General features: G+C 64.0%; 17 protein-coding genes, 1 tRNA gene and 2 pseudogenes. 10 read left to right on the top strand and 10 right to left on the bottom strand.

What is annotated here, in order from left to right; genetic code table 11:
- Positions 1 to 41 precede the first annotated feature (41 nt).
- Both nrdR and ribD read left to right on the top strand, forming a co-directional pair.
- Complete coding sequence (nrdR, locus tag ACXAEH_RS09135) at positions 42 to 509, top strand: transcriptional regulator NrdR (RefSeq protein ID WP_475032164.1); 468 nt, start codon at positions 42 to 44, stop codon at positions 507 to 509.
- The gene (gene ribD, locus ACXAEH_RS09130; protein WP_475032162.1) at positions 509 to 1,606 is read left to right on the top strand and encodes a bifunctional diaminohydroxyphosphoribosylaminopyrimidine deaminase/5-amino-6-(5-phosphoribosylamino)uracil reductase RibD; all 1,098 of its coding nucleotides are present in this window, start codon (positions 509 to 511) and stop codon (positions 1,604 to 1,606) included. The genes nrdR and ribD overlap by 1 nt, the downstream gene beginning before the upstream one ends.
- 179 nt (positions 1,607 to 1,785) lie before the next feature.
- Here the strand turns inward: ribD and ACXAEH_RS09125 are convergent, their stop codons facing one another.
- From ACXAEH_RS09125 to ACXAEH_RS09115, 3 genes are all read right to left on the bottom strand, one after another.
- Entirely contained in the window at positions 1,786 to 3,798 is a 2,013-nt protein-coding gene (locus tag ACXAEH_RS09125; RefSeq protein WP_475032161.1) for a capsular polysaccharide biosynthesis protein, read from the bottom strand.
- A gap of 6 nt (positions 3,799 to 3,804) precedes the next feature.
- On the bottom strand, positions 3,805 to 4,938 hold the full coding sequence (locus tag ACXAEH_RS09120) for a polysaccharide biosynthesis/export family protein (RefSeq protein ID WP_475032160.1): 1,134 nt from the start codon (positions 4,936 to 4,938) through the stop codon (positions 3,805 to 3,807).
- Positions 4,939 to 5,033: 95 nt separating this feature from the next.
- Positions 5,034 to 6,326 (bottom strand): capsule biosynthesis protein, encoded by a 1,293-nt coding sequence (locus tag ACXAEH_RS09115; RefSeq protein ID WP_475032158.1) that lies wholly within the window; start codon positions 6,324 to 6,326, stop codon positions 5,034 to 5,036.
- A 163-nt stretch (positions 6,327 to 6,489) separates the two neighbouring features.
- On the opposite strand from ACXAEH_RS09115, the gene ACXAEH_RS09110 reads away from it, so the two are divergent.
- Entirely contained in the window at positions 6,490 to 7,077 is a 588-nt protein-coding gene (locus ACXAEH_RS09110) for a riboflavin synthase (protein ID WP_475032157.1), read from the top strand.
- Between the two features lie 170 nt (positions 7,078 to 7,247).
- Here ACXAEH_RS09110 and ACXAEH_RS09105 read toward each other — a convergent pair whose 3' ends face one another.
- Positions 7,248 to 8,300, bottom strand: a complete 1,053-nt coding sequence (locus ACXAEH_RS09105) for a proline racemase family protein (protein WP_475032156.1) — start codon at positions 8,298 to 8,300, stop codon at positions 7,248 to 7,250.
- A 196-nt stretch (positions 8,301 to 8,496) separates the two neighbouring features.
- Here ACXAEH_RS09105 and ribB point away from each other — a divergent pair, with 196 nt between their 5' ends.
- The 5 genes from ribB (at position 8,497) to ACXAEH_RS09080 (ending at position 11,968) form a co-directional block, all read left to right on the top strand.
- Positions 8,497 to 9,618, top strand: a complete 1,122-nt coding sequence (gene ribB / locus ACXAEH_RS09100; RefSeq protein ID WP_475032154.1) for a 3,4-dihydroxy-2-butanone-4-phosphate synthase — start codon at positions 8,497 to 8,499, stop codon at positions 9,616 to 9,618.
- A gap of 1 nt (position 9,619) precedes the next feature.
- The gene (locus tag ACXAEH_RS09095; protein WP_475032152.1) at positions 9,620 to 10,171 is read left to right on the top strand and encodes a 6,7-dimethyl-8-ribityllumazine synthase; all 552 of its coding nucleotides are present in this window, start codon (positions 9,620 to 9,622) and stop codon (positions 10,169 to 10,171) included.
- Entirely contained in the window at positions 10,168 to 10,650 is a 483-nt protein-coding gene (gene nusB, locus ACXAEH_RS09090; protein ID WP_475032151.1) for a transcription antitermination factor NusB, read from the top strand. Before ACXAEH_RS09095 ends, nusB begins: the two co-directional genes overlap by 4 nt.
- Before the next feature lie 167 nt (positions 10,651 to 10,817).
- The gene (locus ACXAEH_RS09085) at positions 10,818 to 11,144 is read left to right on the top strand and encodes a hypothetical protein (protein WP_475032150.1); all 327 of its coding nucleotides are present in this window, start codon (positions 10,818 to 10,820) and stop codon (positions 11,142 to 11,144) included.
- 350 nt (positions 11,145 to 11,494) lie between these two features.
- Positions 11,495 to 11,968, top strand: coding sequence for an MmcB family DNA repair protein (locus tag ACXAEH_RS09080; protein ID WP_475032148.1), 474 nt, complete (start codon positions 11,495 to 11,497; stop codon positions 11,966 to 11,968).
- Positions 11,969 to 12,073: 105 nt separating this feature from the next.
- Here the strand turns inward: ACXAEH_RS09080 and ACXAEH_RS09075 are convergent, their stop codons facing one another.
- A complete protein-coding gene (locus ACXAEH_RS09075; protein WP_475032146.1) occupies positions 12,074 to 13,495 on the bottom strand; it encodes a hypothetical protein in 1,422 nt (473 codons plus the stop codon).
- 126 nt (positions 13,496 to 13,621) lie between these two features.
- Entirely contained in the window at positions 13,622 to 13,807 is a 186-nt protein-coding gene (locus ACXAEH_RS09070) for a DUF6324 family protein (RefSeq protein WP_039129471.1), read from the bottom strand.
- 53 nt (positions 13,808 to 13,860) lie between these two features.
- Here ACXAEH_RS09070 and ACXAEH_RS09065 point away from each other — a divergent pair, with 53 nt between their 5' ends.
- Positions 13,861 to 14,394 (top strand): N-acetyltransferase family protein, encoded by a 534-nt coding sequence (locus tag ACXAEH_RS09065; RefSeq protein ID WP_475035551.1) that lies wholly within the window; start codon positions 13,861 to 13,863, stop codon positions 14,392 to 14,394.
- Between the two features lie 185 nt (positions 14,395 to 14,579).
- Positions 14,580 to 14,656: transfer RNA gene (locus ACXAEH_RS09060), tRNA-His, on the top strand.
- 120 nt (positions 14,657 to 14,776) lie between these two features.
- Here ACXAEH_RS09060 and ACXAEH_RS09055 read toward each other — a convergent pair.
- From ACXAEH_RS09055 to ACXAEH_RS09040, 4 genes and pseudogenes are all read right to left on the bottom strand, one after another.
- A pseudogene (locus ACXAEH_RS09055) lies at positions 14,777 to 14,959 on the bottom strand (IS3 family transposase); the annotation flags it as partial.
- A gap of 195 nt (positions 14,960 to 15,154) precedes the next feature.
- Positions 15,155 to 15,490: pseudogene (locus ACXAEH_RS09050) on the bottom strand (integrase core domain-containing protein); the annotation flags it as partial.
- Positions 15,491 to 15,946: 456 nt separating this feature from the next.
- Entirely contained in the window at positions 15,947 to 16,966 is a 1,020-nt protein-coding gene (locus tag ACXAEH_RS09045) for a sterol desaturase family protein (protein WP_475032145.1), read from the bottom strand.
- 5 nt (positions 16,967 to 16,971) lie between these two features.
- A complete protein-coding gene (locus ACXAEH_RS09040; protein WP_475032143.1) occupies positions 16,972 to 17,820 on the bottom strand; it encodes a 3-methyl-2-oxobutanoate hydroxymethyltransferase in 849 nt (282 codons plus the stop codon).
- Between the last annotated feature and the right edge of the window lie 60 nt (positions 17,821 to 17,880).

The following is a 17,880-nucleotide window of genomic DNA, read 5'->3' as shown; positions in this document are numbered from 1 at the left end:
GGGCACTAAGAATAGGCTGACAGGATTGAGGGAGCAGGCGGATGCGCTGCCCATTTTGCGGAAATATCGACACTCAGGTCAAGGATTCACGTCCTGCCGAAGATCATGTTTCGATCCGGCGGCGCCGGTTCTGCCCGGCCTGCGGCGGCCGGTTTACCACTTATGAGCGGGTGCAGCTGCGGGATCTGGTGGTGATCAAGTCCAACGGCAAGCGCGAGGACTTTGACCGCGACAAGCTGGAACGCTCGATCCGCATCTCGATGCAGAAGCGGCCGATTGAGCCGGAGCGGATCGATCAAATGATTTCCGGCATCGTGCGGCGCTTGGAAAGCATGGGCGAGACCGATATTCCCTCCAAGCGGATCGGCGAGATCGTTATGGAGGCGCTGGCCCGGATCGACACTGTGGCTTACGTGCGCTTTGCCAGCGTTTACAAGAACTTCCAGGCGGCAGACGACTTTGAGGACTTTGTCCACGAATTGCGCCCGCCGGTGGCGCCGGAAGAATAATGGACACCGATCACCGATTTATGGCGCTGGCGCTGTCCCTGGGACGGCGCGGCCAGGGCAACTGCTGGCCGAACCCCTCGGTCGGATGTGTCATTGTGCAGGGCGCCCGGGTTGTCGGGCGCGGCTGGACCAAGCCGGGCGGGCGCCCCCACGCCGAGACCGAGGCGCTGGCCCAGGCGGGCGCGGCAGCACGTGGTGCGACGGCCTATGTGACGCTTGAACCCTGTGCCCATCACGGGAAAACGCCGCCGTGTTCCCAGGCGCTGATCGATGCAGGTGTGGTGCGGGTTGTTGCCGCCATGGAGGACAGCGACCCGCGAGTGTCCGGCCAAGGGTTTCAGATGCTGCGGGACGCGGGCATCGACGTGGTCACCGGGGTCTGGGGCGCACAGGCGGCGCGCGACCTGGCGGGTTTTTTCCTGAAGACCGAGCAGGGCCGCCCGCTGGTGACGCTCAAGCTCGCCAGCAGTTTCGACGGCCGCATCGCAACCGGCTCGGGGCAAAGCAAGTGGATCACGGGGCCTGAGGCCCGCCGCGCCGTGCATGCGATGCGGGCCCGCCATGACGCAGTGATGGTTGGCGGCGGCACCGCTCGGGCCGACGACCCTTCGCTGACGGTTCGCGATCTCGGTGTGGAACGCCAGCCGGTGCGGGTGGTGATCTCCCGCCATCTCGATCTGCCTCTGATGGGGCAGCTGGCCCGTACCGCCAGAGAGGTGCCGGTGTGGCTCTGCCACGGCCATGGGGCTGACCACGAGCGGATCCAGGCCTGGGAGGGCCTGGGCGCCAAACTGATCCCCTGCGCCTCGCATGGGGTGCAGCTGGATGCAGGCGATGTCCTGCAGCAGCTGGGGCAGGAGGGGCTGACCCGGGTGTTTTGCGAAGGCGGCAGCGCGCTGGCGGCCTCGCTCCTGGCATTTGATCTCGTGGATGAGCTGATCGGTTTCACCGCGGGCATCGGCATCGGTGCCGAAGGGCTGCCGTCAATCGGCGCACTGGGCATCGGACGGCTGGAAGAGGCGCCGCGCTTCGAATTGGTCGAAACCCGTCCCGCCGGCAAGGACATCCTGCACCGCTGGACCCGCGCGCTGCGCTGAGCGCCCGTTTCTTGGAACAGCTCCGGAGGGGGCTCCCGCCCGTCGCCGGCGCATGAAACATGCTCCGCTCCCGTTGGGCGTGGCCCGGCGCTTGCGCGCCGGGCCACGCCCAAGGCCGCCAAGGTTGCGCTGGCGAAGCCAGGGCATCCTGCGGGCGCGGGAGTGCCGCCGGTGCTGGCTCAGCGCCACAGGTGGGCGCAGCTGGCAAACAGCCCCTGCAGCTTGGAGAGCAGCCGGTTGCCAAGGCCGGGATGCGGCAGGCGGCCCTGGCGCAGCCGCAGCACCGCAACTTCTGCTGGGCAGGGGCGGCCGGTCACCGGATCGAAATAGCGCGGGTAGTCGATCAGCGCCGCATGGGCGAGCCCCAGCAGCGGCACCGGCGCCTGCCGCCAGGGCGGCACCGGCGCCAGGTCCCGTGTCAGCCCCCAGCCTGCATAAAACGGGGTGCCTGCCGTGGTCACCTTCACGCCGCGCAGCAGCGCTTCGAAACCCAGCAGAGAGGTCATGGTCCAGACTTCCTGCACCTCGCCAAGCAGCGCCATCGGATCCGCATGGGCGGCCACCGCATCGGCCAGGCCCTCTGCCGCGATCTCTCCGCTGCGCAGCCCGGCTTCCACATCCGGATGCGGCTTGTAGATGATCACCGCGTCCGGATTGGCCGCCCGCGCCGCGCGCAGCAGGTCCATGTTGGTGCGGATGCTTCCGGCGCCGCAAAGGATCGAGGCGTCATCCTCGACCTGGCCCGGCACCAGGATCCGGCGGCCCGGGGGCAGGGCAGGGCTGCTGCCGCCCAGATTGTACTTCGACACACCCGCCTGCACCAGGGACCGCACCAGGCGTTCCGCCCGCAGCTCCTGCGCCTGGGTCATCACCGCGCGGGCCGTGATCAGCTGGTCCAGATCCGACGGCTGGCGCGGATCGTAGTAGATCCCCTGCCGGTCGGTCACCAGCGACAGCGGCGGCACCAGTTCCGCCCCCAGCCCGCGCGAGCGCAGAAAGCCGTCCTCGACCCGGACCGCGCCGGCATGCGCCCTGGTGGCCTTGCTGGCCCAGACCATCCGGCTGCGGCCGCTGTCCCGCGCCCTGGCGGCGTCTTCGGTGAACAGCACCCGTTTTTCAGCGCCAAAGAACTTCTGCAAGGGTTTGCGCTTCCACAGCCGCATGCCGGAGGCCGCCCAGCCGTGCCGGTCCTGCCGCCAGGTCCGCACCTCGGCCTCCAGGTTGTCCAGCACCGTTTCCAGCCCGCATAGCTGATCGCGGAACGGATCGTACCATTTCGGGTAGAGGATCATCGCCGCCGCAAAGAGCTGCGCCCGGGTCAGCCGCCGCTGCCGCCGAGCGGGCGGCGCTTCGTCAATGCTGAGGCCCCAGCCTGCGTAGAAAGGCTGCCCGAAGACCCGCGGCTTGTGGCCCGCAAGGATCGCCTCGAACCCCAGCTGAGAGGAGACCGTGTAGACACCCACCGCGCCCTCCAGCAGCGCCCAGGGCGATACGCTGCCAGTGAACAGTTCCACACGGCCCCGGGCATCAGAGCTGGCGAAATAGCCGGCCCGGAAACCGCGAAGCGTCTCGGGGTGGGTTTTGATCAGCACCCGGGCGCCGGGATGCTCCTCCTGGGCAAAGGCCAGCATCTCCAGAAACCTGCCCCGGTCCGCGCCCGACGCCGTGACTGACGCGTCCTCCAGCGCCTGGTCGGCCACCAGCACATAGCCGGGCTCCGGTACCGGATCTTCGGGGTCAAAGGCATTGTATTTGCTGAGATGCGCCTCCTTCAGCCGGGCAATCGCATCACGTGCCCGGCGCATCAGATGCGCGTCGTCCAGCGGGTGGCTGGCCAGGAGCTGTTCCAGATCCGACGGCACCCGCGCGCCGAAATGCACGCCCGCGCGGTCCAGCAGCAGCCCGGCCGGCGGCTCGCCCGCGCGCCCTGGGTGCACCGAGCGCAGAAAGGCATCCTCTACCCGCAGCAGGCCGCAGCCGCGCCTTTCCGCCACCGCCAGACCCCTATGCGCCGTGGGGGAGGCGCCCCAGATGCCAACCAGGTCCTGCGGCTGCGGCAGCCCCAGCCGGATGCCGTACCCGGACAACTGCAGTATCCGCCGTACCCGGCGCTGGGTCAGAAACCCGCCGTTGTAAACAAAAAGCCGGGATGCTGCGCTCCCGGCTTCGTTGCCGCCCGTATTCAGGCGCATGGCAGATTAGCCACCAACCGCAGAGGAGACGCTCGACAGCGAACCCACCGGGGTCACGAGCAGCGAGATGGTCTTGGTCCACTGGGTATAGGGCGCTTCGGTGACATAGAGCGTGTCGTCGTCGCGGATCACAAAGTCGCGGGCGACAAACAGGCCGTTCGGCTGGGTCAGGTTCAGCACATAGACCAGACGCTGGGCACCGATCAGGTCGTCGCGGCCCAGCACCTGGTTGGCAATCTCGGCCGGCTCATTGCGCAGCACAAACACGCCGGTCGGATCCGACGCAGTGGAGATCAGCCCGCCCACCTGGGCAATGGCTTCCAGCGCTGACAGGTCCTGGCTTTCAAACGGCACCCGCGCCTGGGCCGAGGTTGCGCCCAAGGCGGTGAAGGACCGTGTGTCCTCCTCGACCAGGATGCGGTCGCCGCCGCGCAGGGCCACGTCCAGCTTGGGGTCGTCGAACAGATCCTGGAACCAGATCTTGCCCTTCTCACTGCCGCGGATCACGGTGACCTGGGCAATCTCGGGCTGGATTGTCACCCCGCCGGCCTGGGCCAGCATTGCGGACAGGGTGCGGGTCGGCCGCTCGATCGGGTAGACTCCCTGGGCGCCCACGGCGCCGGTCAGGCTGACGGTGGCCCCGTCGCCGGCCAGGCGGCGCACCTGCACCTGCGGGTCCGGTGTCTGGTCTTCCAGCTTCTTGGTGATGGTCTCGCGCAGCTGCTCGGGCGTGTTGCCGGAGGCGCGCAGGCGGCCTGCATAGGGCACAAAGATGTAGCCGGCGCTGTCAACCTGCACCTCCTCCAGCACGGTGGAGTTGGTGGTTTCGGCTGCCAGCAGCCCGTCATCAACGTTTTCCCAGACCGTCAGCCCCAGCACATCGCCCGGGCGGATGGTGTCGGAGGTCAGCCGGCCTGCCGTGGTGAAGCCGGAAGAAAAGCCGAGCGCCGGCACCACGGCGGTTGCGCGGGCCACCCGGTCATTGACTGAGACGATGAAGGCATCGCCTTCCCGCTGCACGGAACCGGCGAAGATCTGGCGTTTGTTGGGGCCGACCTTGGGCAGCCCGCAGGACGCCGCAAGGGTCAATGCCGCCAGCATTGCCACGGGACGCGCCCAGCGAAGGGGAACGGATTTCACTGCTCGGTCTCCTCGACCAATTATTGTTTGCCTCAAGTTTTAGGGGCAACCTAACCGGCTGGCAGGGAAAAATCCAGTCTTTGGGCAAATCTGCGTCAGGTCACCAGGCGCAACTGTTGCCGCGGTGCCGCTGTGCCCAGGCGCAGCGCGTCATAAGGATCCTCGGGCGTCAGCATCATGTCTGCCACCTGGCGCAGCAGCTGGCGGCGGCCCTCGCGGGAATAATAGCCGCCTGGCACTTGCGAGGTTTCCAGCAGGAACCGCCGGTAATCCTTGTAGGCGCGGCTGTCGGGGCGGCTGGCTGCGGCAAAGAACTCGGCCAGCGGCTGCTCTGAGACAAACTCCGGTTTGCCGTATACCGCGCGTCCGAACACCCGCAGGGGAATGCCGCGCCACAGGACCTGCTGGCCTGCAGTGGAATTGACGGTCACCGCGGTGCGCGCCTCGTTCAGAAGCTGTGCCAGCTTGCCGCCGCGCACGTAATGCACCCGCTCTGCCAGCCCGTGTTCGCGGGCCAGGCGCCGCAGCGTGCGGCGCACCTGGGCACGGCCGTCTTCCAGAGGATGCGCCTTGATCACCAGGTGATGGTGGCGCGGGGCGCCCTCGGCAAAGCCGCGGATCACCTCCTCCAGGAAGTCGCGCATGCTGTCAAAGGGCGAGTGCATCTGAAAGGAACTGTCATGCTCCAGCTGCAAAAGCGCCAGGTGGTAGGGAAAACCGCCGTGGCGGATCCGCCGCTCGGCCAGCCGCCGTTCCATCGCCTGGGCAGGCATCAGCATCAGACGTTTCAGATAGAGCCGGAATTCCTTGGTCACGGTCAGCGCCCGGTGCGGGCGGAAATTGCTGTACTTGCGGTTCCGGAACATCACGAACCAGTGGTAGAGCGCGCCGTAGAACACATGCTGGCGCATGTCGCCCCAATGCGCAGGCGGCAGCGGCGCCTCCATGTCCGAAAGCGCCAGCGCCGCTTGCATGTCGGATACGCTCATTTCCATCAGCCTGGAATGGCCGTTGGAGCCGCCGCGCTCATAAGTTACCCAAAAAGGGCGCAGATAGCCTTCCTCAAAGACATGCACCGTGATACCGCGGTTTTTTGCGGCTTCGATCGCGGTGGCATGAATGGGGCGGGTGTCGCCGTAAAGCACGATGTCGGTGATGCGGCGGCTGTCCAGCAGCCCGGCCAGCACGCCGGGCCAGCCGTCCTGGCTGCCGGTAAAGGGGATGTAGCTGTCCTTGCGGCGCCAGAAGGCCTGATCGCCTGCATTGAAGCCCACCCGTGCCACGTCGCAGCCTGCGGCCTTCAGCATCTTGCCAAGGGCCGCAAAAAACGGCCCGTGCGGACCCTGCAGAAACAGGAAGCTGCGGTGTTGGGCTGGGTGATTTGGCATGGCGGCGGCAGAATATCCTTGGCGGTCTCAAGAATTGATTAACATTTGACTGGGGCAAAACTATGGCCGCCGGGGCCTGGATGGCAAGCGGGGGCTTGTGAAGGGCGCGCGCCTTGGCTACCTCTGCCTCAGGTAAGGCATTGCACCGGCGGGGAGCGCACTCATGTTCACAGGCATCATCACTGACGTTGGCACCATCTGCGAACTGGAGCAGCAGGGTGACCTGCGGGCCCGCATCCGCACCGCTTATGACACGGCCACCATCGACATCGGCGCTTCGATCGCCTCCGATGGTGTCTGCCTGACAGTGATTGCTCTGGGCGAGGACTGGTATGATGTGCAGATCTCGGCCGAAACCGTTTCCAAGACCAATCTGGACGGCTTGACCGTGGGCAAGCGTGTGAACCTGGAACGTGCCCTGAAAGTCGGAGATGAACTGGGCGGCCATATCGTCTCCGGCCATGTGGACGGGGTCGCCGAGGTGGTGAAGATGGAAGACGAGGGCGGCAGCACCCGGGTCACCCTGCGCGCGCCGGACGCGCTGGCCCGTTTCATCGCACCCAAGGGATCGGTGGCGCTGAATGGCACCTCGCTGACGGTGAATGATGTCGACGGCTGCGATTTCGGCATCAACTTTATCCCGCACACCAAGGAAGTGACCACCTGGGGCGATGTAAGGACCGGTGACCGCATCAACCTGGAAATCGACACCCTGGCCCGCTACGTCGCGCGCCTGCACGAGGCCGGTTGATCACCCGCCCTTCCGCTTCTTTCTGGTTGAAAATACTCCGGGGTGAGGCCCGTCAGGGCCGAGGGGCAGCGCCCCTCATCCCCCCTCAGCGAGACACTCCCGCCCCCTTGATCAGCATCAAAGATGCCGCTCAAGGCGTTGGGCCGGGCGCGCCGCTGGCGCGGCGCGGATCACCACATGTCGCCGACGGTGTAACCGGCCGGGAACGGGTCGCTGGGGTCCAGCGTGTAATGGCTCAGCCCGTAGATCCAGCCCTGGCCGGAGAGCGCCGGGACGATGGCCTTGTACGGTCCCACATGGGTTTCCTCCAGGATGCGGCCCGTAAAGGTCGTGCCCAGCGGCCCGGCATTCACATAGTCCTGCCCCACGCCCAGCAGCCCGCGGGCGTGCAGCACCGCCATCTTGGCGCAGGTGCCGGTGCCGCAGGGCGAGCGGTCGAGGATGCCGCTGGCGTCCTGCGGGCGCGCCGGATCGAAGGGGCCGGTCGAGATGGTGATCGCGCCGCGCCCATGGGTTCCCTCCGCCACCGGAGCCCTCCAGAGGTTGGTGATCGTCGGCCCGGTGATTTCAGGGTTCCCGGGATGCGCCACCGGCAGCTGCTCCGCGGTGGCATGGCGGATCGCCTCGGACACCCGCACGATTTCGGCGCCATTGTCCGCGTCCAATGAAAGGCCAAGCCTTTCCGCCTCGGCCAGCACAAAGAACATGCCGCCCCAGGCCACATCCACGGTGACCGTGCCCAAGCCGGCGACTTCGACCTGTGCATCCAGATGCACCGCAAAGGCGGGCACGTTCTTGAACTCCACCCGCGTTACCTTGCCGTCCTTGCACGCGGCGCGGACCCGGATCAGCCCGGCCGGCGCCTCCAATGTCAGCTCGGTCACCGGCTCCACCATCGGCAGCATGCCGGTCTCCAAGAGCACGGTCACCACGCAGATGGTGTTGGAGCCGGACATCGGCGGGTATTCCGACTGCTCGAAGATGATGAACCCCGCATCCGCTTCCGGATGGCAGGGCGGCACGATGGCATTGCCGCAAAGGCCAGGATTGCCGCGCGGCTCGCGCAGCATTTGCAGGCGGATATCGTCATGGTTCGCCGCCATGTCCTGCATTTTCTCAAACACCGAATTGCCCCTGAGCAACGGCATGCCGCCGGTGATCACCCGGCCTGGCTCGCCCTCGGCATGAGCCTCCACCGCCTGCAGTATGCGGGATGCGCGCATCTTGGTCCTCCCAAACCCTGTTGCCTTTGGATCCTGGGATTGGATCCAATCCCACTTGTGCACGGACGCACAGGGCGCGTCCAGACCCCTTGTTGCCGTTTGCGGGACTGGCATTTGCTGCATCTGTGGGCTATCTGGCAGGGAAAGAACCCGCAGTGCCAGGCGTACTGCCTCAAGCCCATCGAAAGGCTGCCACATGAGCTTTGAAACACCGGGGCCGGTTGAAGCGCAATTGCGCGGCGCCATCAGCCCGATTGAAGAGATCATCGAAGAGGCCCGCCGGGGCCGGATGTTCATCCTGGTCGACCATGAAGACCGTGAGAACGAGGGCGACCTGGTGATCCCGGCGCAGGCTGCGGATGCGGCGGCGATCAACTTCATGGCCACTCATGGCCGCGGGTTGATCTGCCTGACCCTGCCGGCCGAGCGGATCGAGGAACTGGGCCTGCCGATGATGGCGCTGCACAACTCCTCGCGTCATGAGACCGCCTTTACCGTTTCGATCGAAGCGCGCGAAGGCGTCTCCACCGGCATCTCCGCCGCTGACCGTGCGCTGACCGTGGCCACTGCCATCGACCCCGAGAAGACCGCGGCGGATATCGCCACCCCGGGCCATGTCTTCCCGCTGCGCGCGCGCCGGGGCGGGGTGCTGGTCCGTGCCGGCCACACCGAGGCCGGCTGCGACGTGGCCCGCCTGGCAGGTCACTACCCGTCGTCAGTGATCTGCGAGATCATGAAGGAAGACGGCACCATGGCGCGTCTGCCTGATCTGGTGGATTACGCGCAGAAACATGATCTGAAGATCGGCACCATTGCCGATCTGATCGCCTACCGCTCGCGCAACGACAACCTGGTGGTCGAGACCGCGTGCAGCCAGGTCGCTTCCGAATTCGGAGGCGACTGGGAAATGCGGATCTTCACCGACCAGACACATGGCGTCGAGCATGTGGTGCTGATCAAGGGCGACATCACGGCCCCGGGCCCGGTGCTGTGCCGGACCCATGCGCTGCACGAAGCCTCCGACCTTTTGGGCCTCGGCCCGAAACCGGCGGGCGAACTGCCCAAGGCGATGGAGCTGATTGCCGCCGAGGGCAGGGGCGTTGTCTGCCTGTTCCGCGAGCCGCGCCATTCGCTTTATGCGCCCGAGGACGAAGGCCCGCGCACCATCAAACAGACCGGCCTGGGGGCGCAGATCCTCTCCAAGCTGGGCCTGCATGAGCTGGAACTGCTGACCGACTCGCCAGAAACCACTTACCTGGGCCTCGATGCCTATGGCCTTTCCATTGTGGGCACCCGCCCGATTTTGAAGGACGCTTGATATGGCTGGACATGAAACCCACTACACCCTGCCGCGCGCGGAATTCGACAAGCCGGTGAAGCTGCTGATCGTGGTGGCGCCCTACTACAAGGATATCGCCGACAATCTGGTGGCGGGCGCCGCGGCCGAGATCGAGGCCGCAGGCGGCACTTTTGAGATCGCCGAAGTCCCCGGCGCGCTGGAAGTGCCGACCGCAATTGCGATTGCTGACCGCACTTCGAATTTCGACGGCTATGTGGCGCTGGGCTGCGTGATCCGCGGCGAGACCACCCATTACGACACCGTCTGCAACGACAGCTCCCGCGCGATCCAGCTGATGGGGCTGCAGGGCCTGTGCATCGGCAACGGCATCCTGACCGTGGAAAACCGCAAGCAGGCCGAGGTGCGCGCCGATACCGCCGACCAGAACAAAGGCGGCGGCGCAGCGGCTGCGGCCTTGCATCTGATCGCACTCACGCGTAAGTGGGGCGCCCAGACCAAAGGCATCGGTTTCAAGGCGCCCACCGGGGCGTACCAGGTCGCCGGTACAGACAACGGATCCACCAGCGCATGAGCACCCAGGACAGCCGCCCCAAGGGCAACGGCAAGAATCAGATGAGATCGGCAGCGCGGCTTTACGCCGTGCAGGCGCTGTTCCAGATGGAACACAGCGGCCTTACCTTCGACAAGGTGATCGTTGAATTTGAGGACCACCGTTTTGGCGCTGTCTATGAGGGCGACGAGATGGCGGAAGGCGATACCAAGGTGTTCCGCAGCCTGGTGCGCGAGGCGGTGAACCATCAGGCGCAGATCGACCAGATGACCGACCGGGCGCTGGTCGCCAAATGGCCGATTGCCCGTATCGATCCGACCCTGCGGGCCTTGTTCCGCGCGGCCGGCTCCGAATTGGTGCAATCCAGCACCCCGCCCAAGGTGGTGATCAACGAGTTTGTCGACGTCGCCCGCGCTTTCTTTCCGGAAGGCAAGGAGCCGAAATTCGTCAACGCGGTGCTCGACCATATGGCACGCGAAGCCAAGCCGGAAGCGTTCTGAGGCATTCGGAACCGTGCTGAGAGAATACAGGCGCGCCCTCGGGCGCGCTTTTTGTGTTTAAACAAAGGTTTCGCAAAGCCTCCGGCAAATTCCGCCGATGCGGCAAACTAGCGCTGGACGGCGCTGGAAAGGCTGCTAACCTCCTCTTGAAATTCTGGAGGTCAGTGATGCCTGAACTGGTGAAGATGTACATCCGCAACGTTGTGATCGGCTTTGGGATTGCCGGCGCCTTTGTCGCCATGCTGTTGTGGTTCAACGTGATGAACCTCTGGTCTCTCGTCTCCACTTCCGATGCCGGGCTGCTGGCGGTGTTCCTCCTGTGGTTCATGCACGGCATTGTCTTTGCCGGCGTGCAGTTTGCCTGGGCGGTCATGGCGTTGGCAGAGAAAGACAACGGCCCCCGCGGCGGCACCCCGGTGGCGCATCTGCTCCAGCCGGTGCGGGTCCGGGCCGAAGCACCCTCGCAGCAGCAGCGCCAGCTGCGCCGCCGCTGATCCCTTCAAAGGCTGAAACTTCCGCCGCGCGTTCCACCCGGAAGGCGCGGTTTTTCTTTGCGGTGTGGGGAAAAGCGGCGGGACCACCAGTCAACCGTGCGGCTTTGATTCCCGAGGACCTGTATATACAGGTGGGCGCCAGGTAAACGGACCAGGATCCGGACAGAGCCAGCTCCCTCGGAATTGCTTAAGGCCACCGGAATGCTGCCTGTCACGAGAAGGGCAGAACCCGCCAAGGGCGTAAGTAAGCTGCCTGCGGCCTCATGACAAGGGGCGGGGCGCCGTGGCGCGTCAATTCCGGATAAAACCGCGGCATTGCAATTTGTTCTCCAATTGTTCACATTCGGGCCATGATGGACGATTTGCAGCCCGGACAGAAACTCGCCCGCGGAGTGTCGCGCTATTTGCGCTCTCTCGGCTATGCGCCGCTGGAGGAATTTGTGCCTGCGCGCGGCTTGCGGGTGGACGTGATGGCGCTAGGCCCCAAAGGCGAGCTGTGGGTGATCGAATGCAAGTCCAGCCGCGCCGACTTCCAGTCCGACCACAAGTGGGAAGGCTATCTGGAGTGGTGCGACCGCTATTTCTGGGCGGTGGACATGGAGTTCCCGGCCGAGCTGCTGCCCGATGGCACCGGGCTGATCATTGCCGACCCCTATGATGCCGAGATCATCCGCATGGCGCCGGAGGGCAAGCTGGCACCGGCGCGGCGCAAGAAGCTGACGCAGAAATTTGCCAGGGATGCCGCCCGCCGCTTGCAGGTCTTGCGCGACCCGCGCCCGGGCCGGGACGGGCAGCTGCTGGGCGCTGAAGAACAGGAGATCTGAACGCCGGAGAGCTCCCGCGCCTGCAGGTGCCCCGGCTGCGCCGGAGCCCCATGGCAGCCTTGGGCCGGGCAGCGCACCTGTGGTGCGCTGCGGCTGGCGGCCTGCTCAGGCGATGGCGTTCAGGGGCGGCGGCTGGTGCAGCAGTGCGATGGGGGCGCCGGGCTCCGTCGCTACGCCAATGGCGCCGCCCTGCGCGACATTGGTGAAGGTGATGCTGCCGCCGGTGTCAAAACTCAACGTCAGGGTGTCACCGTCCCGGGCCATGCTATAGGCGCTGGCGCCCATGTCCTTGAGCTGCACCACCGCATTGGCGCCCGCCGCCAGCTCCACCGTGTCATTCCCGTCTCCGCCGCTGTATTGCAGCGCCACCGTGCCGCCGTTCAGTGCGAAACGGTCATCGCCCGCCCCGCCGCGCGCGGTCAGGGTTTCCCCGACCTGCAGTTCGATCAGATCATTGCCGGTGCCGCCATCCACCTGGGCATAGCCGCTCAGTGCCTGGCGCATCTTCGCAGCGGCAGAGGCACCCGGGGCGAATGCGGCGGCAGGGGCTGCATCCGGTTCGCGCAGCGCCCGCTGCGCGGCAACCGAGATCCGGTCATCACCGGCACCGCCCTTGATGCGGGAGACAAGTGTTGCAGCCACTGCGATACTGTCGTCGCCCTTTCCGGCCCGCAGGCCGCGCAGGGTGCCCGCCTGAACGGCGATTGCATCATCGCCGCCGCCGGTACTGATATTGCGGGCGTGGCGGGCGCGGACCGAGAGCGAATCCGCATTGGCATATTGCTCCGGGCGCCGCCGCCGCCCGCCCCCGGCGCGGCCATGGTCATCCGCACGGGCTTGGTCGCGGTCCGTATGAATGCCGCGCACGATGCGCCCTTCCAGCGCAACTGCATCAGCGCCGTCGCCGGTGGCGATATGGCGGATCACATCGCCGCGCTTTTCCACCGTGTCATCGCCGGAGAGATCCGGCACTGCGTCCGGTGCCGTTTCCGGCGCCGCTTCCACCGCCCCGCCGGGCAGGCCGGTGATCAGGATCAGCGCCACCGAGTTCTGCGGCCAGGGCAGCGAAGCCAAAGCGGCAAGCGCCTTGGACATCTCGTAGATGCGTTTCTCATAATAGGAGGCTTCCGGGCTGGCCGCGCTGGCCTGGGTGACTTCCGCGGCGGGCAGGGCGGCAGGCTGCAAACTGTCTTCCGCCAGCGCTGCTGCCTGTTCCTTCAATGTCATTCCCCGCGGCGCCGGTTCCGGCTCTTCAGAGGCAGGCTCAGGCGCCGGTTCCGCCGGTGCTGCGGCCAGATCGACGGCTGCCTTTGGCGCCTGGGGCTTGTCCCAGCCTTGCGCCGCAGGCGGCTGGCCTGCGCGGGCCCGGCTGCCGTGCTGGGCATCCGCTTCTCTCTGCAATTCCTCTGCGGACAGCCCCAAGGCTGGATTGATCCCATTCAGCGTGGCACTTGCGCCGCCGGTCACGGCACTCAGCTGTGCCGAATAATAGAAGGGGATTGCTGTACTGCCGATCTGGCTCACCATGTCACTCACTCCACAAACTGGTCGAGCACAAGGGTGAGCCCAGGGGCTTTAGATAGAGATAATATGTAAAATTGAAGTTCTGAAAATTCCGCTAAAGAAGGGCGCGCATTTTCAGAAAAATCGGGGTTACTTGACGCTGCGCGCGGCCTGGGCTGCGGCGCGGATCTCGTCGGCGATCTCCTCCGCTTCCTCCGGATCAAAGTCCATCGGGATCTCGGTGCCGCCGGCTTCGATGAAAATCCGCACCATGCCCTGGTCGGTCGGGCCGATTTGCAGGTTTGCCTCGACATCGCGTTCGGTATTGATACCCATTTTGCACTCCCAAGCCGGTCAGCGGATTGCAGCCGGTGCTAGCCCGCCGCAGGCTGAAAGGCAAGCGGGCTTTGCGCTACACTGCGTCCATGACACATGTGACCCTGCGCCGATTTGCCCCGAGTGACCTGCACTGGCTGGTGGCACGCCACCAGGATCTCTATGCACGCGAGGCGGGGTTCGATGAAAGCTTCGGACCGCTGGTCGCGGACATCCTGCACAGTTTCTGCGCCAGCCACGATCCGGCCTGCGAGCATGGCTGGATGGCGGAAAGCGGCGGCGAGCGGCTGGGCACGGTGTTTTGCATGAAGAAGGATGCCGAAACCGCACAGCTGCGGCTGTTCCTGCTGACCCCCAAGGCGCGCGGCAAGGGATTGGGCAAGCGGCTCTTGCGCGAATGCATGGATTTCGCCCGCGCCGCAGGCTACCGCGGCATGATGCTGAAGACCCATGAGAGTCATCGCACGGCCTGTGCGCTCTATCAGGCGTTCGGCTGGCAGCTGAGCCAAAGCCGGCCGGTGCACAGCTATGGCCAGGACCTGATAGAGCAGACCTGGCAGCTGACTTTCCAGCCTGTGGAGGCCTGACAGGCAGCTGCAGGGGCGGCGGGAATTTGAGTTTGATTGCAAGCGCTTGTGGATAACTCTGCGCTCTTGCCAGGTGCCTGGCCATGGCGCCTGCACCGGGAAATGCCGTGCCGCGGGTTTCTGCGGCGGAAACGTAAAAAAACCTCTTGCGTGCCCTCGGGGCGTGCTATAAATGCCCCCTCAGTGCCGCCTTAGCTCAGTTGGTTAGAGCGCTGGATTGTGGATCCAGAGGTCCCCCGTTCAAGCCGGGGAGGCGGTACCATAAAATCATTGTTAATCAGTGTGTTGCGAATGACTTCTGGCCGTGCCTCTATTGCGGGGGAGCTTGTGTAGCCAATGACCGAGACCACAGTTCGTCCGGCAAACTTTGTGCAAATATTTGCATAAAGCTATTTTGAAGTCCGTCATTGATGACCTCGTTTGCGTTCAGCTTCCGCTTCACCCGGATCGCAAGGTATTCCCGGCTGTACTCATCCAGAATGTTCAATGTCCTGAAAGCCCTGCCATCATCCGTTCGGTGATGAACGAAGTCGTATGCCCAGACATGGTTGCGATACTCTGCCCTATCAGAACTTCAACCTGCCTTAACTTCACGACTATCCCTTCAGGCTTGGGTCTCTTCGTTGCCATCTATGGCTCTCCGTTTCCTAATCTTAGGAGCCGACTACTTCTTTTGGGGGCTCAAACCGTTCGCAGACGAACCTCGACGGGCTCACGCCGTGAAAGTATCACCAATGACCTGCCCCCGCTGGTCCCTCGCTCATGACGAGAGTTTGCGGGTTTGATTTTGGTAGTCGCCGGTCTCGGTCTCGGGCTTGGCAAGCGCGGCGGGCGCGGAGCCCTCAAGTAACTTAAGCGCCTGCCGCGCTTGCCTGGGTGTTTTGCTCCTCGGCGAAGAGTGCGGCCTGACGTTGTTGTAATCGTAGCGCCACAGCGCCAGCTTGCGGTGGGCATCGTCCAGGGTATCGAACAGCTCTTCATTGAGGAGTTCGTCCCGCAGGCTGCCGTTGAATGACTCGATGAAGGCATTTTGCTGCGGTTTTCCGGGGTCGATGTAATGCCAGTCCACGCCGTTCCTGTCGGCCCATCTCAGGATTGGCACCGTTCGCGTTCCGCTGCACATGCGAGACGCTGCCAGCTGATAAATGAATGCAAAGGGCTCGAATCGCCGCCGGTACTCATCACAATGCATGGCGCAATCGAGCCTTGATTTGCCGACCGTATGGAAGGTGCCGATTTCGAAAAAAGTAGAGCTGAAGCGGGCTTCGAAGCCCGCCGCAGCCTTACTTGCATCGGCAGTACAAGAGCGACTTTTTAAAGGCCGCTGTTCAGACTTTGCCTGAATTTTCAAGCTTGTTGTTCTGGCAGGTATGTTCGCGCCCGATGTGTTCGATATAAGTTATTTTGGTCATTTCATTTGTCCTGTTTGCCGGAAACCTGGATAAAGCGGGACACCCACACTGATAGCGTTCGTTTCTTGCTTGGCGATGAGGGGCTGTCCAGTCTCTCAAGACTTTGGCACCGGCGCGGCTTTACCCGCCGTTGCAGCTGTTTACTTCCTGCACATCTCTTTCAGCCTCACGCGTGTGCGCGCGGTGGCTTCTTCGGTGCCGTCATGGAAGGTGCCGAACCACTTGTCGCAGGGAACTTCCGGCTCGCCATAGTTGCACTCAAAGTACCTGTGATGCAGCTGATGGAAAAAATCCCCAACCTTCAGCCCTTTATCGCTGCCTTCTCCGGTCGTAACCGCGTCGTATCCGGCGTGCGAACTGACAGCGAGGAGCACTTTCTGCTGCAGTTGAAAGATGAAATGGATCGGGTGTGAAGCAAGTACGAGATGGATCAGGACCGAGCTCAGATAACCGATATGTTCAACCGGGTGCATCGACATGCCAGACCAAGGGCCGACATTGACGTTGCGGTGATGCAGCGCATGCACTTGGGTGTAGAGCGGACCCCAATGCAGCAGCCGGTGAATCCAGTAGAAATGGGACACGCCGTAAACCGGCAGGATGACAAACCACAGCACAAACCAGACCGGGCTGCTGGCGAACTCCATCACCGGCATGAACCCGTTGGCATAGGCCCACAAGCCAATGACTTCATAAACTGTCCAGACTGTCACGCCGCTGGCAATCGACCAGAACACATTATCGCGGAACTGGCTGTTGAAGGTAAACAGCGCACTCTTTTTGTGGAACGGACGCGTGTCATAGCGCAAATGGTTGCCCTGGCGTTTGAACGTATAGAGATAGAGATGCATCCCGCCTGCCAGCAGCACCATCAGTGCGAGGTTGCGAAAGTAGACGGCGGTCACCCAATCCACAGCAAAGGTCTGCGCAGTCTCCAGGGAAGGAGACAGATAGAACCAGGTCAAAAACGAGAGCGCTACAACAATCAGACGATCAGAAACAGGCAGCCAGGACCCCCACAGGACTTTCAAAGCGGCAAGGGGTCCACGCTTCAAATTGAAGATTGAATGATCCTGAAGGGGCAGCTCCGGATGCCAATTCCAGGTGGATTTGCGGGGCAGTGTGGCGCCGGGCGCAGCGTTTGCGGTTTCCTGTGCCATGCCGGTCATCCTTTGCTCTCGGCCCCTAGGGGGGCAGCTTCTGCCAGCCGGGCGCGGAACGCCTCAAGCTCATCGGGGTTCATCCGAACGGAGACGTCCTCATACGGAAGGGCACCGCTTCGCACGGCAGATTGGAAGGTGCTCATTGCTGCGATGCGTTCCTCCTCGATCTGCTTTTGCAGGCGCAGGACATTGCCATAAGCGCAGGCGTGGCACGGCGGGTGTGCGGTCTCGCCGCAGATGTCTTCGGAAAACAGAAAGGTGACATCACCGCCGGACCCGGATCCGATTGAGAAAGTGACCAGGCTGGTCTGCTTGTTGATCTCCTCCAGAACCTGCTGGGGAACCAATTCAACCTCGACGGTAAAAGCGCCTGCGTCTTCCATCGCGCGGAAGTGTTCCAATAGCTTCATGGCTTCGCCGGCGGTGGTGCCATAAGCGCGCAAACCGCCAATCCAAGTGCTGTAGGGCGGAACCAGGCCAACATGCCCCATGACCGGGAAATCAAGATCGGCCAGCATCTTGACCGTGTCTAGGCTGCGGGTGGTGTAGAGCGCGTCGGCGCCCTGATCCATTGCCCGCATTGCCCCTTCGAGCACGCCCTGTTCTGTCGGATGGTCTATGAGCATCAGCGCAGCAGTAACAAAGGTATTGGGCGCAGCTGCCCGGACTTCGCCCAGAGTTTGAACACGGGTAATCAGCGTATCGATCCCGGCGGCGGCAGCCCGCGCTGCCTGCCCGGCATTCATGGCCGTCACTTCTGTGAGCTGAAGCTTGCCCTTGTTGGCGCGCAGGCTTGCAACGGTCCAGTTCCGCTGCGCTGGCTGGTGGCCGAAGGTGAATATGTTGTGCATTCCTTGGGTCTTCCTGGGTGTGGTGAAGGGGCAGGCTAAACAGCCTGCACAAGTGGCCCG

The sequence above is a fragment of the Leisingera sp. ABM4_060 genome (genome assembly GCF_056158765.1).
The sequence above is the reverse complement of the archived record's forward strand: the minus strand, read 5'-3'. Positions and strand labels throughout refer to the sequence as shown.